The sequence below is a fragment of the Escherichia sp. E4742 genome, assembly GCF_005843885.1.
Taxonomy (GTDB): Bacteria; Pseudomonadota; Gammaproteobacteria; order Enterobacterales; family Enterobacteriaceae; genus Escherichia.
Genome location: NZ_CP040443.1, coordinates 594,170 through 619,780, shown reverse-complemented (window position 1 = coordinate 619,780; position 25,611 = coordinate 594,170). Strand labels below are relative to the sequence as shown.

At 51.1% G+C, this 25,611-nt stretch carries 26 protein-coding genes and 1 rRNA gene; 18 read left to right on the top strand and 9 right to left on the bottom strand.

Annotation, left to right across the window (positions count from 1 at the left end):
• The first annotated feature begins 68 nt into the window (after window positions 1-68).
• A 5S ribosomal RNA gene (rrf, locus tag FEM44_RS02950) occupies window positions 69-184 on the top strand.
• 336 nt (window positions 185-520) lie between these two features.
• Window positions 521-1,819, top strand: coding sequence for an alpha-ketoglutarate permease (gene kgtP, locus FEM44_RS02940; RefSeq protein WP_000841103.1), 1,299 nt, complete (start codon window positions 521-523; stop codon window positions 1,817-1,819).
• Here the strand turns inward: kgtP and FEM44_RS02935 are convergent.
• The 5 genes from FEM44_RS02935 to trxC all read right to left on the bottom strand — a co-directional run bounded on the left by FEM44_RS02935 (window position 1,816) and on the right by trxC (window position 7,532).
• Window positions 1,816-2,139, bottom strand: a complete 324-nt coding sequence (locus FEM44_RS02935; protein WP_001300818.1) for a YfiM family lipoprotein — start codon at window positions 2,137-2,139, stop codon at window positions 1,816-1,818. The genes kgtP and FEM44_RS02935 overlap by 4 nt on opposite strands.
• A gap of 45 nt (window positions 2,140-2,184) precedes the next feature.
• Window positions 2,185-3,540: a CDP-diacylglycerol--serine O-phosphatidyltransferase gene (pssA, locus tag FEM44_RS02930; protein WP_135521448.1), complete on the bottom strand. Its 1,356-nt coding sequence runs from the start codon at window positions 3,538-3,540 to the stop codon at window positions 2,185-2,187.
• A gap of 113 nt (window positions 3,541-3,653) precedes the next feature.
• Window positions 3,654-6,314, bottom strand: a complete 2,661-nt coding sequence (gene patZ / locus FEM44_RS02925) for a peptidyl-lysine N-acetyltransferase PatZ (RefSeq protein WP_135521451.1) — start codon at window positions 6,312-6,314, stop codon at window positions 3,654-3,656.
• Window positions 6,315-6,345: 31 nt separating this feature from the next.
• Window positions 6,346-7,044, bottom strand: a complete 699-nt coding sequence (gene tapT, locus FEM44_RS02920; protein ID WP_135521454.1) for a tRNA-uridine aminocarboxypropyltransferase — start codon at window positions 7,042-7,044, stop codon at window positions 6,346-6,348.
• Between the two features lie 68 nt (window positions 7,045-7,112).
• Window positions 7,113-7,532 carry a thioredoxin TrxC gene (trxC, locus tag FEM44_RS02915; RefSeq protein ID WP_001098726.1) on the bottom strand — a complete coding sequence of 140 codons (420 nt, stop codon included), beginning with the start codon at window positions 7,530-7,532 and terminating at the stop codon, window positions 7,113-7,115.
• Between the two features lie 206 nt (window positions 7,533-7,738).
• On the opposite strand from trxC, the gene FEM44_RS02910 reads away from it, so the two are divergent.
• Window positions 7,739-8,776: a tRNA/rRNA methyltransferase gene (locus FEM44_RS02910; protein ID WP_135521457.1), complete on the top strand. Its 1,038-nt coding sequence runs from the start codon at window positions 7,739-7,741 to the stop codon at window positions 8,774-8,776.
• A gap of 47 nt (window positions 8,777-8,823) precedes the next feature.
• Here FEM44_RS02910 and ung read toward each other — a convergent pair whose 3' ends face one another.
• On the bottom strand, window positions 8,824-9,513 hold the full coding sequence (ung, locus tag FEM44_RS02905; protein ID WP_135521460.1) for a uracil-DNA glycosylase: 690 nt from the start codon (window positions 9,511-9,513) through the stop codon (window positions 8,824-8,826).
• Window positions 9,514-9,817: 304 nt separating this feature from the next.
• On the opposite strand from ung, the gene grcA reads away from it, so the two are divergent.
• A complete protein-coding gene (grcA, locus tag FEM44_RS02900) occupies window positions 9,818-10,201 on the top strand; it encodes an autonomous glycyl radical cofactor GrcA (RefSeq protein WP_000627804.1) in 384 nt (127 codons plus the stop codon).
• Window positions 10,202-10,256: 55 nt separating this feature from the next.
• Here grcA and eamB read toward each other — a convergent pair whose 3' ends face one another.
• Complete coding sequence (gene eamB / locus FEM44_RS02895; RefSeq protein ID WP_135521463.1) at window positions 10,257-10,844, bottom strand: cysteine/O-acetylserine transporter; 588 nt, start codon at window positions 10,842-10,844, stop codon at window positions 10,257-10,259.
• Window positions 10,845-10,946: 102 nt separating this feature from the next.
• On the opposite strand from eamB, the gene FEM44_RS02890 reads away from it, so the two are divergent.
• Window positions 10,947-11,828, top strand: coding sequence for a LysR family transcriptional regulator (locus tag FEM44_RS02890; protein ID WP_135521466.1), 882 nt, complete (start codon window positions 10,947-10,949; stop codon window positions 11,826-11,828).
• Window positions 11,829-11,859: 31 nt separating this feature from the next.
• Here the strand turns inward: FEM44_RS02890 and srmB are convergent, their stop codons facing one another.
• Window positions 11,860-13,194, bottom strand: coding sequence for an ATP-dependent RNA helicase SrmB (srmB, locus tag FEM44_RS02885; RefSeq protein WP_135521469.1), 1,335 nt, complete (start codon window positions 13,192-13,194; stop codon window positions 11,860-11,862).
• A gap of 131 nt (window positions 13,195-13,325) precedes the next feature.
• Here srmB and trmN point away from each other — a divergent pair, with 131 nt between their 5' ends.
• A complete protein-coding gene (gene trmN / locus FEM44_RS02875; RefSeq protein ID WP_135521472.1) occupies window positions 13,326-14,063 on the top strand; it encodes a tRNA(1)(Val) (adenine(37)-N(6))-methyltransferase TrmN in 738 nt (245 codons plus the stop codon).
• On the opposite strand, the gene nadB is transcribed toward trmN, so the two are convergent.
• The gene (nadB, locus tag FEM44_RS02870) at window positions 14,048-15,670 is read right to left on the bottom strand and encodes an L-aspartate oxidase (protein WP_135521475.1); all 1,623 of its coding nucleotides are present in this window, start codon (window positions 15,668-15,670) and stop codon (window positions 14,048-14,050) included. The two genes, trmN and nadB, sit on opposite strands and share 16 nt — an antisense overlap.
• 255 nt (window positions 15,671-15,925) lie before the next feature.
• Between nadB and rseD the strand changes: the two genes are divergently transcribed.
• The 12 genes from rseD to acpS all read left to right on the top strand — a co-directional run bounded on the left by rseD (window position 15,926) and on the right by acpS (window position 25,593).
• A complete protein-coding gene (gene rseD / locus FEM44_RS02865) occupies window positions 15,926-16,081 on the top strand; it encodes a rpoE leader peptide RseD (RefSeq protein WP_064526141.1) in 156 nt (51 codons plus the stop codon).
• Window positions 16,078-16,653, top strand: a complete 576-nt coding sequence (gene rpoE / locus FEM44_RS02860; RefSeq protein ID WP_001295364.1) for an RNA polymerase sigma factor RpoE — start codon at window positions 16,078-16,080, stop codon at window positions 16,651-16,653. Before rseD ends, rpoE begins: the two co-directional genes overlap by 4 nt.
• A 32-nt stretch (window positions 16,654-16,685) precedes the next feature.
• Complete coding sequence (gene rseA, locus FEM44_RS02855; protein WP_130214673.1) at window positions 16,686-17,336, top strand: anti-sigma-E factor RseA; 651 nt, start codon at window positions 16,686-16,688, stop codon at window positions 17,334-17,336.
• Window positions 17,336-18,292 (top strand): sigma-E factor regulatory protein RseB, encoded by a 957-nt coding sequence (gene rseB / locus FEM44_RS02850; protein ID WP_135521478.1) that lies wholly within the window; start codon window positions 17,336-17,338, stop codon window positions 18,290-18,292. Before rseA ends, rseB begins: the two co-directional genes overlap by 1 nt.
• On the top strand, window positions 18,289-18,768 hold the full coding sequence (gene rseC / locus FEM44_RS02845) for a SoxR-reducing system protein RseC (protein ID WP_135521481.1): 480 nt from the start codon (window positions 18,289-18,291) through the stop codon (window positions 18,766-18,768). The genes rseB and rseC overlap by 4 nt, the downstream gene beginning before the upstream one ends.
• Before the next feature lie 197 nt (window positions 18,769-18,965).
• Window positions 18,966-20,765, top strand: a complete 1,800-nt coding sequence (lepA, locus tag FEM44_RS02840) for a translation elongation factor 4 (RefSeq protein ID WP_135521483.1) — start codon at window positions 18,966-18,968, stop codon at window positions 20,763-20,765.
• A 15-nt stretch (window positions 20,766-20,780) separates the two neighbouring features.
• Entirely contained in the window at window positions 20,781-21,755 is a 975-nt protein-coding gene (lepB, locus tag FEM44_RS02835; RefSeq protein WP_000002532.1) for a signal peptidase I, read from the top strand.
• Between the two features lie 272 nt (window positions 21,756-22,027).
• Window positions 22,028-22,708, top strand: coding sequence for a ribonuclease III (gene rnc, locus FEM44_RS02830; protein ID WP_001068343.1), 681 nt, complete (start codon window positions 22,028-22,030; stop codon window positions 22,706-22,708).
• Window positions 22,705-23,610: a GTPase Era gene (gene era / locus FEM44_RS02825; RefSeq protein WP_000020738.1), complete on the top strand. Its 906-nt coding sequence runs from the start codon at window positions 22,705-22,707 to the stop codon at window positions 23,608-23,610. The genes rnc and era overlap by 4 nt, the downstream gene beginning before the upstream one ends.
• 131 nt (window positions 23,611-23,741) lie before the next feature.
• Window positions 23,742-24,470 carry a DNA repair protein RecO gene (gene recO / locus FEM44_RS02820; protein ID WP_135521671.1) on the top strand — a complete coding sequence of 243 codons (729 nt, stop codon included), beginning with the start codon at window positions 23,742-23,744 and terminating at the stop codon, window positions 24,468-24,470.
• 11 nt (window positions 24,471-24,481) lie between these two features.
• Complete coding sequence (pdxJ, locus tag FEM44_RS02815) at window positions 24,482-25,213, top strand: pyridoxine 5'-phosphate synthase (RefSeq protein ID WP_135521486.1); 732 nt, start codon at window positions 24,482-24,484, stop codon at window positions 25,211-25,213.
• Complete coding sequence (gene acpS, locus FEM44_RS02810) at window positions 25,213-25,593, top strand: holo-ACP synthase (protein WP_064526159.1); 381 nt, start codon at window positions 25,213-25,215, stop codon at window positions 25,591-25,593. The genes pdxJ and acpS overlap by 1 nt, the downstream gene beginning before the upstream one ends.
• Window positions 25,594-25,611 lie beyond the last annotated feature (18 nt).

Genomic DNA, 25,611 nt, shown 5'->3' with positions numbered 1-25,611 from the left:
AAGATTTTCAGCCTGATACAGATTACATCGACATGTCGAAGAAAGACGTGTTGATAAAACAGAATTTGCCTGGCGGCCTTAGCGCGGTGGTCCCACCTGACCCCATGCCGAACTCAGAAGTGAAACGCCGTAGCGCCGATGGTAGTGTGGGGTCTCCCCATGCGAGAGTAGGGAACTGCCAGGCATCAAATAAAACAAAAGGCCCAGTCGGAAGACTGGGCCTTTTGTTTTATCTGTCATCCGTCCTGAATAGCGTAGGCAGTAAAAACCACTTGATGTGGTTCTGACTAAGAAATAAAGACCCTACCATTCCCTTGCATACGCCAGATGTTCGCCCATTTCCATACGACAACCTCACCTGAAATCCTTCTTGGTCATCCAGAATAATCATTCTCCTGCTAACTAAATTCGCAGTTATGGTTGCATAAACATAAGTAACAAATGTATAACATTTATCTTACCAAATAATAAACAACATCGACCGACAAAAGCATCGGATTACGGCAGGAGACATAATGGCATGGCTGAAAGTACTGTAACGGCAGACAGCAAACTGACAAGTAGTGATACTCGTCGCCGCATTTGGGCGATTGTGGGGGCCTCTTCAGGTAATCTGGTCGAGTGGTTCGATTTCTATGTCTACTCGTTCTGTTCACTCTACTTTGCCCACATCTTCTTCCCTTCCGGGAACACGACGACTCAACTACTACAAACAGCAGGTGTTTTTGCTGCGGGATTCCTGATGCGCCCAATAGGCGGTTGGCTATTTGGCCGCATAGCCGATAAACATGGTCGCAAAAAATCGATGCTGCTATCGGTGTGTATGATGTGTTTCGGCTCACTGGTAATCGCCTGTTTGCCTGGTTATGAAACAATCGGTACGTGGGCTCCGGCATTATTGCTTCTCGCGCGTTTATTTCAGGGATTATCCGTTGGCGGAGAATATGGCACCAGCGCCACCTATATGAGTGAAGTTGCCGTTGAAGGGCGCAAAGGTTTTTACGCATCATTTCAGTATGTGACGTTGATCGGCGGACAACTGCTAGCCCTACTGGTTGTCGTGGTTTTACAACACACCATGGAAGACGCTGCACTCAGAGAGTGGGGATGGCGTATTCCTTTCGCGTTAGGAGCTGTGTTAGCTGTTGTGGCGTTGTGGTTACGTCGTCAGTTAGATGAAACTTCGCAACAAGAAACGCGCGCTTTAAAAGAAGCTGGATCTCTGAAAGGATTATGGCGCAATCGCCGTGCATTCATCATGGTTCTCGGTTTTACCGCTGCGGGCTCCCTTTGTTTCTATACCTTCACCACTTATATGCAGAAGTATCTGGTAAATACTGCGGGAATGCATGCCAACGTGGCGAGTGGCATTATGACTGCCGCATTGTTTGTATTCATGCTTATTCAACCACTCATTGGCGCGCTGTCGGATAAGATTGGTCGCCGTACCTCAATGTTATGTTTCGGTTCGCTGGCAGCCATTTTTACCGTTCCTATTCTCTCAGCATTGCAAAACGTTTCCTCGCCTTATGCCGCTTTTGGTCTGGTGATGTGTGCCCTGCTGATAGTGAGTTTTTATACATCAATCAGTGGAATACTGAAGGCTGAGATGTTCCCGGCACAGGTTCGCGCATTAGGCGTTGGTCTGTCATATGCGGTCGCTAATGCTATATTTGGTGGTTCGGCGGAGTACGTAGCGTTGTCGCTGAAATCAATAGGAATGGAAACAGCCTTCTTCTGGTATGTGACCTTGATGGCCGTGGTGGCGTTTCTGGTTTCTTTGATGCTACATCGCAAAGGGAAGGGGATGCGTCTTTAGTGACGGGTCAGTTGCCAGACGGTATAGCCGGTGCTTGCACCGGCGACATCCCAGGCCAAATCCTTCCAGCTCCAGCCGCTCCCTTCGGGGCGGCTATCCCAAAGCTCTTTTGACGCCCCCAAACTGACAGAGAACATCAATCCAAACATGGCACTGCGATCCCGGCTCATCCCCTGATGCTGTGAATATTCATTTCCGGCGGCGGAAAGCATCGCCGAGGCGATAAAGTGTTGAGCTTTATCCTGCCCGCTCCAGCTATCGTTAGCCATATGGCTGCATCCAGAAAGTAACAATAGCGAACAGACAAAAAGAATACGCAAAACGTGGCCTCCAAAAAACAAACCCCGTACAGGACGGGGTTGTGATTACAGGATGCGGCTAATTAATCGGTCGATGCGGATACGGCGCAAACGGCGGATGAGTTTACGAACCTTCACCGGATAATCGGCAATACTTTGCAGATCGCGATAGTGCTTAACGGTGGTGGTATGCTTGCGGATCAGCTCCAGTTCTTTCTCTCGCTGCGGCGCAAGCTCCAGTTGTGGATCGTGGATCAAAATGGCGTTTTCCAGATCCAGACGCCAGGCGCGCGGGTTCAGGTTATTACCGGTGATCAACATCCACTTATCATCAACCCACATCCCTTTTAGGTGATAGGTGTTGTCGTCATCTTTCCATAACCGAACCACTAGCTGGTCAGTATTGACGTAATACTGCAAACGGCTCAGGAAACGACGCAGATTGATCTCATAGAGATAAGGCAATGCGCCAATTATCTTGAAAGGTTCATCTTCCGGAATGTAGAAGTCGTTCGCGGTTTTATCACCAACAATAATTTCGACCTTTTTCCCTTCGCGCAGCAACTGGATAATATTGCGCACAAGGATTGCTGGCAGGTTGAAGTATGGCGTACAGATGGTTAGTTTCTGCTCGGCACAAGGCATAAGATGGAAAATGGTCTTGTTCAACAGACTCGATTTCCCCAGCCCCACTAGCGGCGTTACGGAAAGCTGATCGTTGTCGGCATCGCCCTGGAAATGATAAGCGGCATCACGCAGCTCCTGGCGGAACAGACGAATATCGTTCTTGATTTCCGGGCTTTTTGGCCGATTAACATCATCCAGACGATTAACGCCGCGGCCATTCATAATATTCTGTGTAACCCATTCAAACATAATGTCTGACATCTTACGGTTACGGATCAGATGATAACGGTCGTAGCGATATTTATCGTGCTTATGCAGGTAAACATCGTTCAGGCTGGCACCGCTATAAAGTACGCTATCGTCGATGATAAAGCCTTTAAAGTGCAGAACACCAAGAGCTTCACGGGTATTGATTGGAACGCCATAAACCGGAACATCTACGCCCGGATTTTCCTGCGCCATGCGGCAGTACCAGTCAGCGTTAGTGTTAGATGCCGCAGCGCCAATGCGTCCACGTTGTGCACGATGCCAGTCGACCAGCACCCGCACATCCAGTTCCGGACGCTGCCTTTTAGCTTCATACAACGCGTTCAGAATGCCTTTGCCACCGTCATCCTGTTCGAGATACAGGGCGACAATGCAAATGCGCTGCTTCGCGCTGGCTATTTTTTCCAGCAGCGTCTCCCGGAAGTCGGCGGGAGCGTAAAAGAAATCGACATCATCAACTGATTGAGAAATCTTGGGTAGTTGGGCAAGGTGTTGTTGATGTTTATTACGCTTAAATTTTGACAACATCACAGTGCATTTCTTCTCTGTTCATTGAAGGGTCCTCTGTGCAATGCAGACGACATAAGCGGGCAATAATAACACCAGTCCCGATTAAGTGGTCAACATTTCCAGTACCTTACTCATGATTCCTCGCGTTGGGCAAGATTTAGCGTAAGCCCAACGATCCCCTCTTCGAGCTGGATATCAACGTTAAACCCGAGCTTGCGGGCCAGCGCCACCATGCCACGATTGTTTGGCATCGTAATACCATTCAGACGTTGCAGTCCGTGATCTCGCGTATAGGTAATCAACTTTTCCATTAAGCGTCGACCTAAGCCTAACCCTTTGAGATCCGAGCGAACCAGCACAGCAAATTCGGCATCGATGTTATCAGGATCGGAAATCGCACGCGTGACGCCGAGGATCTCTTCCGTTTGATCAATACGTCGCACCGCCACAAACGCCATTTCCCGATCGTAGTCGATCTGCGTCATGTTAGCTAAATCTTCATGGGTGAATTCGTTGATCTCGCTAAAGTAGCGATAATAAAGATCTTCTTTAGTAACTCGTGAAATGAATTGCTGAAGCTGTGGCTCATCTTCTGGCAAAATCGGGCGGAACAAGCAGCGTTCACCGTTTTTCAATTCTACCCATTCTTCCAGCTGATGCGGATAAGGGCGCACTGCCAGCCGACTCTCGCTATCGCCTTCAAACGGCGCGATATCCAGCGTGACATCCAGCGCGGTAAATTCACTGCCAGAAGCCAGCAAAGGATGAATATCCAGACGCTGAATTTCCGGGCAATCGACAATCAAGTTGGAAACCTGCACCAGAAGCTGGCTCAAGCCTGCAACATCCAATGGGCGTAGCGCACTGCGCGCACGAATCTTTTTACTTTTTATTCCCTGAATGACCAGATAGCGGGCCAGATTCATGTTCAGCGGCGGTAATGCGACGACGGCTTGATCTTCTGGACGCCACTCCACACCGCCTTCACCAAGCATGATCAACGGTCCGAAAACAGGATCCTGCTCGACCACTACCCGCAACTCCTGGGCGCCAGCACGGTTAGCCATACTTTGTACCAGCAGACCGTGGATCCGCGCCTGCGGCCAGGCCATTTTTACGCGATCGAAAATAGCGTTCGCAGCTTGCTGGACTTCATTGGCTGTACGCAGGTAGAGCATGACGCCCTGAACTTCCGATTTATGTGGAATATCCGGCGAGCGTAATTTCAGCGCCACCGGATAACCAATCTGTTCAGCAATATGCACCGCTTCGGTACTATCGCTGGCAATCCAGGTGGGAAGCGTGTTCATGCCATACGCTTGCAGGATTGGCTGTACTTCATGGGTATCGAGTGACGTTGCCCCTTCGGCAATCGCCTGTTGCAACAGAAGATGCGCTTCTGCGGTATTAGAGGTCAGATTGCTGGGCAGCGCCGGCGTTTCGCGTAGTTGCTTCTGGTTACGTCGGTACTCCACCATATGCATAAAAGCGGTGATGGTTCCTTCCGGGGTGCGGTAGGTCGGCAGCCCGGCTTCGCTGAATAAACGTCGCGCCTCCTGCGAGGAGTATTCGCCGCACCAGTTCGTCAGCAGAGAGATATACTTGCTGCGAGGGTGATGCTTTACCGCTTCAATTAATGCCAGTGCGCTTTCTGTGGCTGGAGCAGCAGCACTGGGCGAATGAATAACCATCAGCGCATCAAAATCCTGGCTGTGGAGCAGAATATCCAGCGTTTTAATATAGTGCTCACTGCTGGCGTCATCGCGCAGATCGAGCGGGTTAGAGATTACTACATGTTCTGGCAGTGCATCGCGTAGTTTCTGGCAGGTTTCTTCGCTTAGCGTTGCCAGCTTGCCATTGCGTGACCATAAGGCATCCAGCGCCAGCGCAGCTGGCGCTGCACCGTTGCTGATAATCATCAGTCGGTCGCCACGCAATGGGCGCATATGGCTAAGGGTTTCCACTGCCGAAAACAGTTCGTGAGTGTCCTGCACTCGTAATAAACCGGCACGCTGAATAGCTGCATCCCATGCCGGGTCCATTCCTGCCGTCGTGTTGAGCAGTCGCTGTGCTGCCGGGCTACGTCCGCTTTTAATTACCAGAATCGGTTTATTACGCGAGGCACTACGGGCCGCCGAAACAAAGCGTCGCGCGTCGCTTAACTGTTCGAGATAGAGCAGGATGGCGCTGGTTTTACTGTCGCGCGCCAGATAGTCGAGCAATTCATCAACGTCGATATCCAGGCTGTCGCCGAGCGCAATAAAGTAGGAAAAACCCATCTCACGCTGTTGCGCCCAGTCGAGGATGGTGTTGGAGACGGCTGCCGATTGCGAAATAAACGCCAGCTTGCCGCGTTTAATCGGCACAGGCGAAAAGCTGGCATTCAGACCTTGCCACGGCGCCAGTAATCCCAGACTGTTTGGTCCAAGCAGGCGCATGTTATGACGCTGGGCGCAGGCTCGGAGATCTTCGTGTTGCGATGCCGGGGCAGAAAGAATAATGCAGGTTTTACAGCCTTTTTCACCGAGTTCTTCCAGAAGCGCCAGATTGCGGCTGGCATTGGTACACAGCACAGCAAGGTCGGGCGTAAATGGCAGACTGGCGATATCCGGCCAGGCCAGTACGCCTTGTACCGCTTTCCAGGCCGGCGTCACCGGTAACACCGGTCCGTTAAAGCCTCCCGCCAGCAGGTTACGCATCATCAGGTAACCTGCGCGATTGGGTTTCATCGATGCGCCAATTACCGCAATCGATTTTGGTCGCAGTAGTGCTTCCAGTCCTCGCTGACTCATACCGGTCTCCCGCAGAAGTGACCGAATGATTTTAAACGCTTTCTAACTGTTCTGCTGTGATGCTACCCAGATGTTGCGTTTTTCCTGCCAGATAGCGTGTTTTAAAGCGAGTGAAATGCTCGCCTAAGCTGGCCGCAGCCCCGGTATCGCCCGCCATATCTAAAAGTGCGATAGCCACTTCAGCGGTACAATATTGTCCTTCAGCCTGGGCTTCACGCAGGCGATAGGCAGAAAGCCGGGAAAGATCGACGGAAATGACGGGGAGATTATCCAGATACGGACTTTTACGAAACATCTTGCGCGCTTCCGGCCAGGTGCCATCGAGCATGATAAACAGCGGTGGCTTACCGGAAGGCGGGGTGAAGATCACTTCCCGTTGCTCATCAGCATATGAGGCGGGAAAGACCACCATTGGCTGATAGTCCGGGTTTTGTACCAGATCCAGTAAATCTTGCGAGGGTTCGGTACGCGACCATTGAAACGCAACGGTATCAGGCAAAATATCAGCAATCAGACGCCCGGTGTTACTTGGCTTCATTGGCTCGGTGTCGAACATCAGCAAACAGAAGCGACTTTTTGCTTCCGCTGGGGTAATTGTCGAACAGAGACATAATTTCTCTGGCAAAAGACAGCGTTGGCAGCGACGAACGCGATTACCGCGGGCAAGAAAAGGACGTGTTGCGCGCGCAATACGTTCGGCGCGTAACTGGAGAACAGCGTTTTCGGTCATAAGAGAGCGTCGAAAAAACGCCATTGTCGCAGAGGAGAAAACGGGGCACAAGATGCGCCCCGGTAAGATTAAAGAGATTCGTTCAACCAGCTATCGAACGGCGCTTTCGGCACTGCGCCATTAAGCATGTCGACAACCTGACCATTTTTGAAAATCATGATCGTCGGGATACTGCGAATACCAAAGCGGCTGCTTAATTCACGTTCAGCTTCGGTATTCACTTTCACAAAGCGCACTTTACCGCTACGCTCTTGCGCAACATCTTCAAAAATTGGCGCGAAGTTACGGCAGGGGCCGCACCACGGTGCCCAGAAGTCGATCACCACAGGTAGATCATCTTTCAGCAATTTGTCGAGCGTTTCACCGGTCGCATTAATCACCTCTCCGTCAAACAAGTCGTGACCGCAGCGTCCGCATTTTGCCGCATCTTCGATCCGATCGTCGGGAATGCGATTGATGGCCTGACAATGGGTACAAACGGTATTCATAACTAACCTCGGGATGAGTAAGGAGACTTATCGGTAATGACACCGGTATGTTTCTAATGTGTTGCATATTATCGAGAACATTGTTCAAGACAACAATCTGTTTTATTCAATGGGTATGATAGACGCAGGCTTTGGAACGAAATCATGGCGAACCGCGCGCACTTCGGGTAATCTGCGCGCTTCGCGCAGCGCTGGTGGAGAAAAGCATGAACGATGAAATGAAAAGCAAAAGCGGCAAGGTCAAAGTGATGTATGTCCGCAGTGATGATGATTCTGATAAACGTACCCATAACCCGCGTACCGGGAAAGGGGGCGGGCGTCCAGGAAAATCTCGTGCCGACGGTGGCCGTCGCCCCGCCCGCGATGACAAACAGAATCAGCCCCGTGACCGCAAGTGGGAAGAGTCGCCGTGGCGCACAGTTTCCCGCGCGCCTGGTGATGATGCGCCGGAAAAGGCCGATCACGGTGGCATCAGTGGTAAAAGTTTTATTGATCCGGAAGTGTTGCGTCGTCAGCGTGCGGAAGAAACCCGCGTCTACGGCGAAAATGCATGTCAGGCACTGTTCCAGAGCCGTCCGGAAGCAATTGTTCGCGCCTGGTTTATCCAGAGCGTAACGCCACGTTTTAAAGAAGCCTTGCGCTGGATGGCGGCAAACCGCAAAGCGTACCATGTGGTGGATGAAGCGGAACTGACAAAGGCGTCAGGTACGGAGCATCACGGAGGCGTGTGCTTCCTGATCAAAAAGCGTAACGGTACAACCGTGCAGCAGTGGGTAAGTAAGGCAGGTGCGCAGGATTGTGTACTGGCGCTGGAAAACGAATCTAACCCGCATAACCTGGGCGGCATGATGCGCAGCTGTGCGCACTTCGGCGTGAAAGGTGTTGTGGTGCAGGATGCGGCACTGCTGGAGTCGGGGGCGGCTATCCGTACCGCAGAAGGCGGCGCAGAGCATGTTCAGCCGATTACTGGCGACAACATTGTTGACGTGTTGGATGATTTCCGTCAGGCGGGCTACACCGTGGTGACCACTTCCAGCGAGCAAGGTAAACCGCTGTTCAAAACCAGTCTGCCAGAAAAAATGGTGCTGGTGCTGGGGCAGGAATATGAAGGGTTACCGGATGCCGCGCGCGATCCGAACGATTTGCGCGTGAAGATTGACGGTACTGGCAACGTTGCTGGACTGAATATTTCTGTCGCAACTGGCGTTCTGCTTGGCGAATGGTGGCGTCAGAATAAAGCCTGATAAATTAGCCGGGTGGCAACTCTGCCATCCGGCGTTTTCCTGCAAATTTACTCACCCTCTGCCGGTAATACTGGCATCCAGTCAATCGGCGTCTCGCCACGTTGTTCCAGCCACTGATTTGCCAGCACAAAATGGTTACAGCCAAAGAATCCACGATGCGCAGAAAGCGGTGACGGATGCGGTGCTTTCAGTACGTGATGGCGTTGCTTATCTATAATCGCCCCTTTCTTTTGCGCATGAGATCCCCACAACAAAAACACCACGCCTTCGCGATGCTGATTTATGAGGCTGATGACTTTATCAGTAAACGTCTCCCAACCGAGGCTGGCGTGGGAATGCGCCTGGCCTGCGCGTACAGTCAATACGGTATTGAGCAGCAGAACGCCCTGACGCGCCCAGCTTTCGAGATAGCCATGCGCCGGGCGGGTAAAGCCTGGAACGGTATTTTCCAGCTCTTTATACATATTCAGTAATGACGGCGGAGTGGGGATACCGGGGCGAACAGAAAACGCCAGGCCGTGAGCCTGTCCGGGGCCGTGATAAGGATCCTGGCCGAGAATCACGACTTTGACATCGCCTAACTCGGTAAAACGAAAGGCGTTAAAGACATCTTTTTGTGGCGGATAGATAGTGATGCCGGATTGCCGCTCGCTGGCGACGGTCTGAAGGGTATTAAGAAAATAGGGTTGTTGCTTCTCTTCAGCCAGCACGTCATGCCAGGTTAATTCGTTAGCCATCTCGCTCTCCTGCGAATCTTCAATCCGCCTAGCTTAACTGCTTCTTTCTACAGAACAAAATCAAGCTCATTTTATAGACATAATCGACTGTAAAAAAATGTAAATTGGTAAAATTTCACACCCGCATAAGTTGATGTAAAACAATAAAATCCACTTGGCGCTACATTTGGTGTGTGTTTTTTATTGATTTAAATCAAGGAATCAGGGGTCCTTGAGGAGTATATATACACTCAAGCAACAATGGTTTTACCAATTGGCCGCGACAGGCTGAACAAATCAAATAATTTTGCCGGGGAGGCATCATATGATTACAGGTATCCAGATTACTAAAGCCGCTAACGACGATCTGCTGAACTCTTTCTGGCTGCTGGACAGCGAAAAAGGCGAAGCGCGTTGCATCGTTGCGAAAGCAGGTTTTGCAGAAGATGAAGTGGTTGCAGTAAGCAAACTGGGTGACATTGAATACCGTGAAGTTCCAGTAGAAGTTAAACCAGAAGTTCGCGTTGAAGGTGGTCAGCACCTGAACGTAAACGTTCTGCGTCGTGAAACTCTGGAAGATGCAGTTAAGCATCCGGAAAAATATCCGCAGCTGACTATCCGTGTATCCGGTTATGCAGTTCGCTTTAACTCTCTGACTCCGGAACAGCAGCGCGACGTTATCGCTCGTACCTTTACTGAAAGCCTGTAAGGCTTAAGTAGCAAGTTACTAAGCGGAAGAGGGCGACCTCTTCCGCTTTTTTTCATTAATAGAAAATGCGTACCGCGCAATAGACCAGCAACAGCGCCAGCACGATATTCAACTGGCGGCCATAGCGGTTAAACAGTCGCTGAAACAGATGCCCCGCCAGCGCCCAGCACACATTGCCAAACGTCCCAATCATTGCCAGCAAAACGCTGACGCCAACTACCCAGCTTAACGCCTGCGTTTGCGGCAGGACAAACGTCGATAGTGCCGTAATGCCGTACAAAATGATTTTGACGTTCACAAACTGTAGCGCAAAGCTTGCCCAAAAGCTGATCGGTTTTGCCTGAAGCCCGTCTTCCTTTGTTGGGCTGGTAGCGATTTTCCACGCCAGCCAGACAATATATGCCGCCCCCGCCCAACTCAACAGATGCACTGCTGCCGGGTCAATAACAGCCAGTGAAAACGAAATTCCCGCACACAGCAACATGACGATTAAAAATCCCAGACTCATCCCTGCCAGCACGCGGGTACTCTGACGAAACCCATGCGTTGTGGCTGAGCTAAGGGCGAGAATATTGTTCGGTCCTGGCGTCATGGCGGTAATCAGGGTGTAGGTCCAAAAAGCACTTAAAAGGGTCGGTGTCACTTGTTATCTCCTCTGTTTTGGTAGACAGTACCCGACACGGAACATTTAAAAAAATGAATGTTTTCACATTCTAAATTCGATATTTTCGATAGGTTTGGAGTTATGGATCTGCGCCGTTTTATTACGCTTAAAACCGTGGTGGAAGAGGGTTCTTTTTTGCGAGCTTCGCAAAAATTGTGCTGCACACAGTCGACGGTGACTTTTCATATTCAGCAGCTTGAGCAAGAGTTCTCAGTCCAGTTGTTTGAGAAAATTGGTCGACGGATGTGCCTTACCCGCGAAGGAAAAAAGCTGCTGCCGCACATTTATGAACTCACCAGAGTGATGGATACCCTTCGTGAGGCTGCCAAAAAAGAGTCGGATCCGGACGGGGAACTACGCGTTGTTTCGGGCGAAACGTTGCTCTCTTACCGTATGCCGGAGGTGTTGCAGCGTTTTCGGCAACGAGCGCCAAAAGTGCGTTTATCATTGCAGTCACTGAACTGTTACGTGATTCGTGATGCACTACTGAATGATGAGGCAGACGTCGGCATCTTTTATCGCGTAGGGAATGATGATGCCCTGAACCGACGTGAGTTGGGTGAACAATCGCTAGTGCTGGTGGCTTCACCGCAAATTGCAGATGTCGATTTTACTGAGTCGGGAAGACATAACGCCTGTAGCTTTATTATCAATGAACCACAATGTGTCTTCCGTCAGATATTTGAGAGCACGCTTCGCCAGCGGCGGATCACGGTGGAAAACACCATTGAACTTATAAGTATCGAAAGCATCAAGCGTTGTGTCGCGGCAAATATCGGTGTCAGCTACCTGCCACGCTTTGCGGTAGCAAAAGAACTGGCGAACGGTGAATTAATTGAATTGCCCTTTGGCGAGCAGTCGCAGACCATTACAGCAATGTGCGCACACCATGCCGGAAAAGCGGTTAGCCCGGCGATGTACACTTTTATTCAGTGTGTTGAAGAGTGTTTTGTGGCTGGATAAAAAAATGCCGGGCTTAAACCCGGCATTATGATTACTCTTCTGTTGTTTGCGGTGGCACGCCCGTTCCGCTTGGTTTACGGCGTTTACCAATATTTTTGCTATCGCGATGGCGTTTTTTCACCCGCGGCTTCTCTTTCTCTTTAGCCTTTTTCTTCTCGGCGCGTTTTGCCAGTACTTTCTTCGATGGCTTGCCGGTCTGCTTCTCGCTTGGCGCACGCGTTTTCGGGCGTAACTCATCAATTACGCGAGCTTTAATTGGCTCTTCAATATAGCGACCAACTTTGCCCAGCAGCAGATGGTCATGAGCTTCAACCAGTGAAATTGCGGTGCCTTTACGACCGGCGCGAGCGGTACGCCCGATACGGTGCAAATAAGTATCACCACTGCGCGGCATATCGAAGTTAAAGACGTGGCTGACGTCAGGAATGTCAATACCGCGCGCGGCAACATCGGTTGCAACCAGTACGTTTACGCGGCCTTCGGTCAAACGCTTGATCGCTTCGTTACGCTTGCCTTGTACCATCTCACCTTCGAGATAGCAGTTGTTGATGCCCGCTTCGCGCAGCCAGTTTGCCAGCTCATGCACACGCTCACGCTTACGCACAAATACGATTGAGCGAGTCGCTTCAGGCTGTTTTAACAGATGCACCAGCAATGCGGTTTTATGCTCAAGATCATCGGCGCGGTAATACCACTGATGAATTTTTTTGCGCTCACGGGTAGACGGATTCGCAGAAACTTCCACCGGATCTTCCAGCAACCGCTCGGCAAAATCCTGAATAGCATCGCCTTCCAGCGTTGCGGAAAAGAGCAGGGTCTGTTTACGCCAGCGCGTTTCGCCAGCAATATGTTCGATATCCTGAGCGAAGCCCATATCCAGCATACGGTCCGCTTCGTCGAGGATCAGCGTTTCAACTGCGCGGCAATCGAAGTTCTCTTCTTTTATGTATTGCAGCAGACGCCCGGTCGTGGCGACCACGATGTCCTGGTTTTCGCTGAAAACTTCTGCGTGGTTCATATAGGCCACGCCGCCGGTGATAGTGGCGATATCCAGATGCGTATGTTTCGCCAGCTCGCGGGCATGATCGGCCACCTGCATCGCCAGCTCGCGAGTTGGGGTGAGAATCAAAATACGCGGCGGACCGGATTTCTTACGTGGGAAATCGAGCAGGTGCTGCAACGCTGGCAGCAGATACGCCGCCGTTTTACCGGTGCCTGTCGGCGCAGAACCGAGTACATCACGGCCATCGAGCGCAGGCGGAATGGCGGCAGCCTGAATGGCGGTCGGGCGAGTGAAACCTTTATCCTGGAGGGCTTCCAGCAGGCTTTCGTCGAGTTCAAGTTCGGAAAAAGTCGTTACAGTCATGTTCTACCTCTGTGTGGGGCGCTGATTATAGACGTTACGGCTGCAATCTTCATCTGTTTGTATGGATATCGCTTCTCAGGTATTGTTCTTACCCGGTGCTATCGCCGTTTTTTCAGCAAGGTTTTATTTACATGTCACAGTCTACATCCGTGCTTCGTCGTAATGGATTTACTTTTAAACAGTTTTTTGTCGGCCACGAACGATGTGCGATGAAAGTGGGAACGGATGGAATTTTGCTTGGCGCATGGGCTCCGGTGGCAGGGGTAAAACGCTGCCTTGATATCGGCACTGGTAGCGGGTTGTTGGCACTGATGCTGGCGCAGCGAACCGATGACAGTGTGATGATTGATGCAGTTGAACTGGAAAGTGAAGCTGCAGCTCAGGCGCAGGAGAATATTAACCAGTCTCCGTGGGCAGAGCGGATTAATGTCCATACGGCGGATATTCAGCAGTGGATCACACAGCAGACAGCACGCTTCGATTTAATCATCAGCAACCCGCCGTATTATCAGCAGGGAGTGGAGTGTGCAACACCGCAGCGGGAACAGGCGCGCTATACCACCACGCTGGATCATCAATCCTTGCTGACTTGCGCGGCAGAGTGCATTACCGAAGAGGGATTTTTCTGCGTGGTGCTGCCAGAGCAAATCGGTAATAGTTTTACGGAGCTGGCATTAAGCATGGGGTGGCATTTACGTTTGCGAACGGATGTGGCGGAAAACGAAGCGCGACTGCCGCATCGGGTGCTGCTGGCATTCTCCCCGCAGGCGGGAGAATGCTTTAGCGATCGCTTAGTGATTCGTGGGCCAGACCAGAACTATTCCGAAGCGTATACGGCGCTGACCCAGGCTTTTTATCTGTTTATGTAATGATTGGCGGGGGAAAGGATCGACGGACCGGAATGCGTGAGCAGTTCCGGATAATCCAGCGTGAAATGCAACCCCCGACTTTCCTTACGCATCATTGCGCAGCGAACAATCAACTCGGCAACCTGCACAAGATTACGCAGTTCCAGCAAATTATTTGATACGCGGAAGTGTGCGTAATATTCGTCTATTTCCTGTTGCAACATATTGATACGCCGCAGAGCGCGCTCAAGGCGTTTTGTTGTGCGCACAATGCCTACGTAATCCCACATAAACAGGCGTAACTCGTGCCAGTTATGTTGAATCACCACCAGTTCGTCAGGATTCTCAACACGGCTTTCATCCCACGGCGGTAACGTACTGACGCCACGCGCATAAGGCATACGTTTTGTAATATCTTCCGCTGCCGACCAGCCATAGACCAGACACTCCAGCAAGGAATTAGAGGCCATGCGGTTAGCACCATGTAAGCCCGTATAACTCACTTCGCCAATGGCATACAGGCCATCAACGTCCGTACGTCCATGATCGTCAACCATTACGCCGCCGCAGGTATAGTGCGCAGCAGGCACAATCGGCACCGGTTCTTTCGTGAGGTCAATACCCAACCCGAGCAACTTTTCATAGATCATCGGGAAATGCTGGCGAATAAATTCGGCGGGCTTATGGCTGATATCAAGGAACATACAATCCGCGCCGAGGCGTTTCATTTCATGGTCAATGGCGCGGGCGACAATATCGCGCGGGGCCAGTTCGCCGCGATCATCAAAATCAGGCATAAAACGTGTGCCGTCCGGGCGTTTCAAATAAGCGCCTTCGCCGCGTAAGGCTTCCGTTAACAGGAAATTCCGTGCCTGTGGGTGATACAGTGCGGTAGGGTGAAACTGATTAAATTCGAGATTGGCGACCCGGCAACCAGCACGCCAGGCCATGGCAATACCATCACCAGAGGAAATATCCGGATTGGTGGTGTACTGATAAACCTTGGATGCTCCGCCAGTTGCCAGCACCACCGCTTTAGCATGGCAAGTTTCCACGGTTTCTTTATTACGGTTCCACACCCACGCGCCGACAACCCGTCGCGTTCCAGGCAGACCAATCTTGTCAGAAACGATCAGATCAACCGCATTGCTGCGTTCCAGCACTCGAATATTCGGATGGTTCTGCGCCTTGCTCACCAGCGTGGTTTCTACTTCTCTACCAGTGGCATCGGCAGCATGAAGAATACGACGGTGACTATGCCCACCTTCACGAGTCAGATGGTAGCTCTCTTCGCCATTTGGCTGAACGTGGGTATCAAACAACACCCCCTGGTCGATTAGCCATTGCACGCAGGAACGCGCATTGCTGGCAACAAATTCAACAGCATGGCGATCGCAAATACCGGCGCCAGCAATTAATGTATCTTCCACATGCGAGTCAATGCTGTCAGTTTCATCAAACACGGCGGCGATTCCGCCCTGGGCATAAAATGTTGAGCCTTCCGTTACCGGGCCTTTGCTAAGAACGATGACCTGATGCTGGTCAGCCAGACGTAGTGCCAGTGAAAGCCCGGCTGCGCCGCTACCGATAATCAACACATCACAAGAATGTTCGGGAAAAGTATTCATTTTATTTGTTTAATTTACTAAACACAGTTTGGTCAGCATAGCATCACATTGTGTAATTAAACACCTGCTATTTTAATATTTGTTACAATGGCTAAACAGGGAGATCCTGGGTGGTGGAAAAAAGAGAAGTTGCTCGTCGGCAGAGGATTAGGTGGTGAAATAAAAAGGCCGTTGGGGTACTCTTCAGGCAGTTAAATGGGCATTTCTACACAGATAATGCGATGTTCAGATTCTGTAGACTTATAATGATAGATAATGATCCGTCTACAGCATGACAAACAAAAACAGATGCGTTACGGAACTTTACAAAAACGAGACACTCTAACGTTTTGCTTGCTCAAATTGCAGCTAATGGAGTGGCGTTTCGATAGCGCGTGGAAATTTGGTTTGGGGAGACTTTACCTCGGATGAGCGAGCAGTTAACGGACCAGGTCCTGGTTGAACGGGTCCAGAAGGGAGATCAGAAAGCTTTTAACTTACTGGTAGTGCGCTATCAGCATAAAGTGGCGAGTCTGGTTTCCCGCTATGTGCCGTCGGGTGATGTTCCCGATGTGGTACAAGAAGCTTTTATTAAAGCCTATCGTGCGCTGGATTCGTTCCGGGGAGATAGTGCTTTTTATACATGGCTGTATCGGATTGCTGTAAATACAGCGAAAAATTACCTGGTTGCTCAGGGGCGTCGTCCACCTTCCAGTGATGTGGATGCCATTGAAGCAGAAAACTTCGAAAGTGGCGGCGCGCTGAAAGAAATTTCGAACCCTGAGAACTTAATGTTGTCAGAAGAACTGAGACAGATAGTTTTCCGAACTATTGAGTCCCTCCCGGAAGATTTACGCATGGCAATAACCTTGCGGGAGCTGGATGGCCTGAGCTATGAAGAGATAGCCGCTATCATGGATTGTCCGGTAGGTACGGTGCGTTCACGTATCTTCCGAGCGAGGGAAGCTATTGATAACAAAGTTCAACCGCTTATCAGGCGTTGACGATAGCGGGATACTGGATAAGGGTATTAGGCATGCAGAAAGAACAACTTTCCGCTTTAATGGATGGCGAAACGCTGGATAGTGAGCTGCTTAACGAACTGGCTCACAACCCGGAAATGCAGAAAACCTGGGAAAGCTATCACTTAATCCGTGACTCTATGCGGGGTGATACTCCTGAGTTGCTTCATTTCGATATTTCATCACGCGTGATGGCCGCCATTGAAGAAGAGCCCGTTCGTCAACCGACGACATTGATCCCAGAGGCCCAGCCTGCGCCGCATCAATGGCAGAAAATGCCATTCTGGCAGAAAGTACGTCCATGGGCGGCACAGCTTACCCAAATGGGCGTAGCGGCATGTGTATCGCTTGCAGTTATCGTTGGCGTCCAGCACTATAATGGACAATCTGAAACGTCCCAGCAGCCCGAAACACCGGTATTTAATACTCTGCCGATGATGGGGAAAGCCAGTCCGGTAAGTCTGGGAGTACCTTCTGAAGCGACCGCAAACAATGGTCAACAGCAGCAGGTACAGGAGCAGCGTCGTCGCATTAATGCCATGTTGCAGGATTACGAACTGCAACGTCGACTCCACTCTGAACAGCTTCAGTTTGAGCAGGCACAAACACAGCAAGCCGCTGTACAGGTGCCAGGAATTCAAACTTTAGGAACGCAATCGCAGTAATGAAGCAACTTTGGTTTGCCATGTCATTAGTGACAGGTAGCCTGTTATTCTCTGCTAACGCCTCGGCCACTCCCGCGTCCGGGGCGTTATTACAGCAGATGAACCTGGCCAGTCAGTCACTGAATTACGAGCTGTCATTCATCAGCATCAATAAACAGGGTGTTGAGTCTCTGCGTTATCGACATGCACGCCTCGATAACCGTCCGCTTGCACAGCTGTTGCAAATGGATGGCCCGCGCCGGGAAGTGGTACAGCGCGGCAATGAAATCAGCTACTTTGAGCCGGGCCTTGAACCGTTCACGCTTAATGGCGATTACATTGTTGATTCTCTGCCATCGCTCATTTATACCGATTTCAAACGCCTTTCTCCTTACTACGACTTTATCTCCGTGGGACGCACGCGTATTGCTGATCGTCTTTGCGAAGTCATTCGCGTAGTCGCCCGTGATGGCACACGCTACAGCTACATTGTGTGGATGGACACCGAATCGAAATTACCGATGCGGGTTGATCTCCTTGATCGCGATGGTGAAACGCTGGAACAATTTCGCGTGATTGCTTTTAATGTCAATCAGGATATCAGCAGCAGTATGCAGACGCTGGCGAAGGCGAACTTGCCTCCACTGCTTTCTGTTCCTGTAGGTGAAAAAGCCAAATTCAACTGGACTCCAACCTGGTTGCCGCAAGGGTTTAGCGAAGTCTCCAGTAGCCGACGCCCGTTGCCCACGATGGACAATATGCCCATCGAATCACGTCTCTATTCCGACGGCTTGTTCAGCTTCTCGGTGAACGTTAACCGCGCGACGCCATCGAGCACCGATCAGATGTTGCGTACCGGACGCCGAACAGTCAGCACCAGCATACGTGACAACGCGGAAATCACTATTGTTGGTGAACTACCGCCGCAAACGGCGAAACGCATTGCCGAGAACATTAAGTTCGGGACCGCGCAATGATCAAAGAGTGGGCTACCGTCGTCTCCTGGCAAAACGGGCAGGCGCTGGTCAGTTGTGATGTCAAAGCCTCATGCAGCAGCTGCGCTTCCCGCGCTGGCTGCGGCAGTCGCGTGTTGAATAAACTTGGTCCGCAAACGACACATACCATCGTCGTACCCTGTGATGAGCCGTTAGTGCCGGGGCAAAAAGTGGAATTAGGAATCGCTGAAGGTAGCCTGCTTAGTTCCGCATTACTGGTTTATATGTCGCCACTGGTGGGATTATTCCTTGTTGCTTCGTTATTTCAGCTACTCTTTGCTTCAGACATCGCGGCGTTATGCGGCGCAATTCTTGGTGGCGTTGGTGGATTCCTGATTGCGCGCGGCTACTCGCGAAAGCTTGCTGCCCGGGCTGAATGGCAACCGATCATTTTAAGCGTGGCATTGCCGCCAGGCCTTGTGCGGTTTGAAACATCTTCGGAAGACGCGAGCCAGTGATTTCACTGGCTTTGTTGCATTTTGCATAACAAATGCGAGGACGTTTCCAGATACCACAATCCATACGGTATGAACATTTCCTCGCCTCAATGTTGTAGTGTAGAATGCGGCCTTTCTATTAATACAGACGTTAAGCTCAGAACAGCGACTTCTAAAAGCCTGGTTAACCGGGCGTTAAGGCACAATAATCATACTTTATGAAGAATATACGTAACTTTTCGATCATAGCTCACATTGACCACGGTAAATCGACGCTGTCTGACCGTATTATCCAGATCTGCGGTGGCCTGTCTGACCGTGAAATGGAGGCGCAGGTTCTCGATTCCATGGATCTTGAGCGTGAGCGTGGCATTACCATCAAAGCGCAAAGCGTGACGCTGGACTACAAAGCGTCTGACGGTGAAACCTATCAGCTTAACTTTATCGACACCCCGGGCCACGTAGACTTCTCCTATGAAGTTTCCCGTTCGCTGGCTGCCTGTGAAGGTGCATTGCTGGTGGTTGACGCCGGGCAGGGCGTAGAAGCGCAAACTCTGGCGAACTGCTACACCGCGATGGAGATGGATCTCGAAGTGGTGCCGGTACTGAACAAGATTGACCTGCCGGCAGCCGATCCTGAACGCGTGGCGGAAGAAATTGAAGATATTGTTGGTATCGACGCCACCGATGCGGTGCGCTGTTCAGCGAAAACCGGCGTTGGCGTGCAGGACGTTCTCGAACGTCTGGTGCGCGACATTCCGCCGCCGGAAGGCGATCCAGAAGGTCCGTTACAGGCGCTGATTATCGACTCCTGGTTCGATAACTACCTGGGCGTTGTTTCACTTATCCGTATTAAAAACGGCATCCTGCGTAAGGGCGACAAAGTGAAAGTTATGAGCACCGGGCAGACTTATAACGCCGACCGCCTGGGGATCTTCACGCCGAAACAGGTTGATCGTACTGAACTGAAATGCGGCGAAGTAGGCTGGCTGGTGTGTGCGATCAAAGACATCCATGGTGCACCGGTAGGCGATACCTTAACGCTGGCGCGTAATCCGGCAGAAAAAGCGTTGCCTGGGTTTAAGAAAGTTAAACCGCAGGTATATGCCGGTCTGTTCCCGGTAAGTTCCGACGACTATGAAGCCTTCCGTGACGCGTTGGGCAAACTCAGCCTGAACGACGCTTCACTGTTCTATGAGCCAGAAAGCTCAACGGCGCTGGGCTTTGGTTTCCGCTGCGGCTTCCTCGGCCTGTTGCACATGGAGATCATTCAGGAACGTCTGGAACGTGAATACGATCTTGACCTGATTACCACAGCACCGACAGTAGTGTATGAAGTTGAAACTACGGCAAAAGAAGTTATCTACGTCGACAGCCCATCCAAGCTGCCAGCGGTAAATAACATCTACGAACTGCGCGAGCCGATTGCAGAGTGTCACATGCTGCTGCCGCAAGCGTATCTCGGTAACGTCATTACCCTGTGCGTGGAAAAACGCGGTGTACAGACCAACATGGTCTATCACGGAAACCAGGTAGCGCTGACCTACGAGATCCCGATGGCGGAAGTGGTGCTTGATTTCTTCGACCGACTGAAATCTACCTCGCGTGGTTATGCGTCTTTGGATTACAACTTCAAACGCTTCCAGGCTTCTGACATGGTGCGTGTTGACGTCTTAATCAACGGTGAACGTGTTGATGCGCTGGCATTGATCACCCACCGTGATAATTCGCAAAACCGTGGTCGTGAGCTGGTGGAGAAGATGAAAGATCTGATTCCACGCCAGCAGTTTGATATCGCTATTCAGGCAGCGATTGGAACGCACATCATTGCGCGTTCTACCGTGAAGCAGCTGCGTAAAAACGTACTGGCTAAATGCTATGGTGGTGATATCAGCCGTAAGAAAAAGCTGCTGCAGAAGCAGAAAGAAGGTAAGAAACGTATGAAGCAGATCGGTAACGTTGAGCTGCCGCAGGAAGCGTTCCTTGCCATTCTGCACGTCGGCAAAGACAACAAATAACCCTTAGGAGTTGGCATGGCGAATATGTTTGCCCTGATTCTGGTGATTGCCACACTGGTGACGGGCATTTTATGGTGCGTGGATAAATTCTTTTTCGCACCTAAACGACGGGAACGTCAGGCAGCGGCGCAAGCTGCTGCCGGGGATTCACTGGATAAAGCAACACTGAAAAAGGTTGCGCCGAAGCCAGGCTGGCTGGAAACCGGGGCTTCTGTATTTCCGGTGCTGGCTATCGTATTGATTGTGCGTTCATTTATTTATGAACCGTTCCAGATTCCGTCAGGTTCGATGATGCCGACTCTGTTAATCGGTGACTTCATTCTGGTAGAGAAATTTGCTTATGGCATTAAAGATCCTATTTACCAGAAAACATTGATCGAAACCGGCCATCCGAAACGTGGCGATATCGTGGTCTTCAAATACCCGGAAGATCCGAAGCTTGATTACATCAAGCGAGCGGTAGGTTTACCGGGCGATAAAGTCACTTATGATCCGGTCGCGAAAGAAGTGACCATTCAACCTGGATGCAGTTCTGGTCAGGCTTGTGAAAACGCGCTGCCGGTAACTTATTCCAACGTTGAACCGAGCGATTTCGTACAGACCTTCTCGCGTCGTAACGGCGGGGAAGCGACCAGTGGCTTCTTTGAAGTGCCGAAAAACGAAACCAAAGAAAATGGTATTCGTCTTTCCGAACGTAAAGAGACGTTGGGCGATGTAACGCATCGTATCCTGACTGTGCCAATCGCCCAGGATCAGGTAGGGATGTATTACCAGCAACCAGGACAACAACTGGCAACCTGGATTGTCCCGCCGGGTCAATACTTCATGATGGGCGATAACCGCGACAACAGCGCGGACAGCCGTTACTGGGGCTTTGTGCCGGAAGCGAATCTGGTAGGTCGGGCAACGGCAATCTGGATGAGTTTCGATAAGCAAGAAGGTGAATGGCCGACAGGTGTGCGCTTAAGTCGCATTGGTGGCATCCATTAATTGCTGCTTCTCGTTCACGTTGTCGTCATTCTGGCGGCAACGTGAATTATTTATGAGATAAATCTCCCCAGGCTAACGACATCCCTTATCGTTGTGTATAGAATATTCCCCCGAAGTTTAAGGTTGGCGCCTTCTGGTTGCCACGGCACACGAAACAGCGTTGGTTTCCATATATGGCGTAATGAATCCGCGACAAAGCGGTTAACAGAGCCTATGTGTATCAGGTCTGTTTCGTGTGCTGAATTGTTGACGCATTTATTTATTGGTATCGCATGAACCCCATCGTAATTAATCGGCTTCAACGGAAGCTGGGCTACACTTTTAATCATCAGGAACTGCTGCAGCAGGCATTAACTCACCGCAGCGCCAGCAGCAAACATAACGAGCGTTTAGAATTTTTAGGCGACTCAATCTTGAGCTACGTTATCGCCAATGCGCTGTATCACCGTTTCCCGCGAGTGGATGAAGGTGATATGAGCCGGATGCGCGCCACGCTGGTCCGTGGCAATACGCTGGCAGAACTGGCACGCGAATTTGAGTTAGGCGAGTGCTTACGTTTAGGGCCGGGTGAACTTAAAAGCGGTGGATTTCGTCGTGAGTCAATTCTCGCCGACACCGTCGAAGCATTAATTGGCGGCGTATTCCTCGACAGCGATATTCAGACCGTCGAGAAATTAATCCTTAATTGGTATCAAACCCGCCTGGACGAAATTAGCCCAGGCGATAAACAAAAAGATCCGAAAACGCGCTTGCAGGAATATTTGCAGGGGCGCCATCTACCTCTGCCAACTTATCTGGTAGTTCAGGTACGTGGCGAAGCGCACGATCAGGAATTTACTATCCACTGCCAGGTTAGCGGCCTGAGCGAACCGGTGGTTGGCACAGGTTCAAGCCGTCGTAAGGCTGAACAGGCTGCCGCCGAACAGGCGTTGAAAAAACTGGAGCTGGAATGAGCATCGATAAAAGTTACTGCGGATTTATTGCCATCGTCGGACGTCCGAACGTTGGCAAATCCACACTGCTGAACAAACTGTTGGGGCAGAAAATCTCCATCACTTCCCGCAAAGCGCAGACAACTCGTCACCGCATTGTGGGTATCCATACTGAAGGCGCGTATCAGGCGATCTACGTCGATACCCCGGGCCTGCATATGGAAGAGAAGCGTGCTATTAACCGCCTGATGAACAAAGCGGCGAGTAGCTCCATTGGCGACGTTGAGCTGGTGATTTTTGTCGTTGAAGGCACCCGTTGGACGCCGGACGATGAAATGGTGCTCAACAAGCTGCGTGATGGCAAAGCGCCGGTGATCCTCGCGGTGAATAAAGTGGACAACGTGCAGGAGAAAGCCGATCTGCTGCCGCATCTGCAGTTCCTGGCAAGCCAGATGAACTTCCTCGATATTGTGCCGATCTCTGCCGAAACCGGGCTGAATGTCGACACTATCGCAGCAATCGTGCGTAAGCATCTGCCTGAAGCGACCCATCACTTCCCGGAAGATTACATCACCGATCGCTCACAGCGGTTTATGGCCTCTGAAATCATCCGTGAAAAACTGATGCGTTTCCTCGGTGCAGAACTGCCGTACTCCGTGACCGTGGAGATCGAACGTTTTGTCACCAATGAACGTGGTGGTTATGACATCAACGGTTTGATTCTCGTTGAGCGCGAAGGGCAGAAGAAGATGGTCATTGGCAACAAAGGAGCCAAGATCAAAACCATCGGTATTGAAGCGCGTAAAGACATGCAGGAAATGTTCGAAGCGCCTGTCCACCTTGAGCTGTGGGTGAAAGTGAAATCCGGCTGGGCTGATGACGAACGCGCACTGCGTAGTCTCGGTTACGTTGACGATCTTTAATTAGCATACTCTATGACTTTCGAGGTGCAGGAAGGCGGCAAGACCGTGAATCCCTGGGAGCTTACTAAAGTAAGTGACCAGGGGGAACGGGTGCAGCCAAGGCACCTGCAACTTGAAAGGCGACGAGTATGATGGAAGGCTGGCAGCGCGCATTCGTATTGCATAGTCGCCCGTGGAGCGAAACCAGCCTGATGCTGGACGTCTTCACGGAGGAATCGGGTCGCGTGCGTCTGGTTGCCAAAGGCGCACGCTCTAAACGCTCTACCCTGAAAGGTGCATTACAGCCTTTCACACCTCTCTTGCTTCGCTTCAGTGGGCGCGGTGAAGTTAAAACATTGCGCAGTGCCGAAGCTGTCTCATTGGCGCTACCATTAAGCGGTATCACGCTTTACAGCGGTCTGTACATCAACGAACTTCTCTCCCGCGTGCTGGAATACGAGACGCGCTTCTCGGAACTCTTTTTCGATTACTTGCACTGCATCCAGTCTCTGGCTGGCGCCACAGGCACACCGGAACCCGCGTTGCGCCGCTTTGAACTGGCATTGCTCGGGCATCTGGGTTATGGCGTCAATTTTACCCATTGTGCAGGTAGCGGCGAACCGGTGGATGACACCATGACGTATCGTTATCGCGAAGAAAAAGGGTTTATCGCCAGTGTCGTTATCGACAATAAAACGTTCACCGGAAGGCAGTTGAAAGCGTTACACACGCGGGAATTTCCTGACGCAGACACATTGCGTGCCGCGAAACGCTTTACCCGCATGGCGCTTAAGCCGTATCTTGGCGGTAAACCTTTAAAGAGCAGGGAACTGTTCCGGCAGTTTATACCTAAGCGAACAGTGCAAACACATAATGACTGATGAGGATTGTCATGGCTGAATTACTGTTGGGCGTCAACATTGACCATATCGCAACGCTGCGTAATGCACGTGGTACTGCTTACCCCGACCCGGTGCAGGCCGCGTTTATTGCCGAGCAGGCTGGCGCGGATGGCATTACCGTGCATTTGCGTGAAGATCGTCGCCACATTACTGACCGCGACGTGCGCATCCTGCGTCAGACGCTGGATACCCGCATGAATCTGGAAATGGCGGTGACCGAAGAGATGCTGGCGATTGCCATTGAGACGAAGCCTCATTTTTGCTGCCTGGTACCGGAAAAGCGCCAGGAAGTGACAACCGAAGGTGGCCTGGACGTCGCAGGTCAGCGTGACAAAATGCGCGATGCCTGTAAACGTCTGGCGGATGCCGGGATTCAGGTTTCTCTGTTTATCGACGCAGATGAAGAGCAGATCAAAGCTGCAGCAGAGGTAGGCGCCCCGTTTATCGAGATCCACACCGGTTGTTATGCCGATGCAAAAACTGAAGCTGAACAGGCGCAAGAGTTGGCGCGCATTGCTAAAGCCGCGATCTTTGCTGCAAGTCTCGGTCTGAAAGTTAACGCCGGCCACGGTCTGACCTATCACAACGTGAAAGCCATTGCCGCCATTCCTGAGATGCATGAACTGAATATCGGCCATGCCATTATTGGTCGTGCAGTGATGACCGGACTGAAAGATGCGGTGGCAGAAATGAAGCGTCTGATGCTGGAAGCGCGTGGCTAATGGCAATATTAGGTTTAGGCACGGATATCGTGGAGATCGCTCGCATTGAAGCGGTGATCGCCCGATCCGGTGAGCGCCTGGCTCGCCGCGTATTAAGCGATAACGAATGGGAAATCTGGAAAACGCACCAACAGCCAGTGCGTTTTCTGGCGAAGCGTTTTGCTGTGAAAGAAGCGGCGGCAAAAGCGTTTGGAACCGGGATCCGCAATGGTCTGGCGTTTAATCAGTTTGAAGTGTTCAATGATGAGCTTGGTAAGCCACGGTTGCGACTGTGGGGCGAGGCATTAAAACTCGCGGAAAAGCTGGGCGTCGCACATATGCATGTGACGCTGGCAGATGAACGTCATTATGCTTGCGCCACGGTAATTATTGAAAGTTAAAATAATACCGTTCTCTTT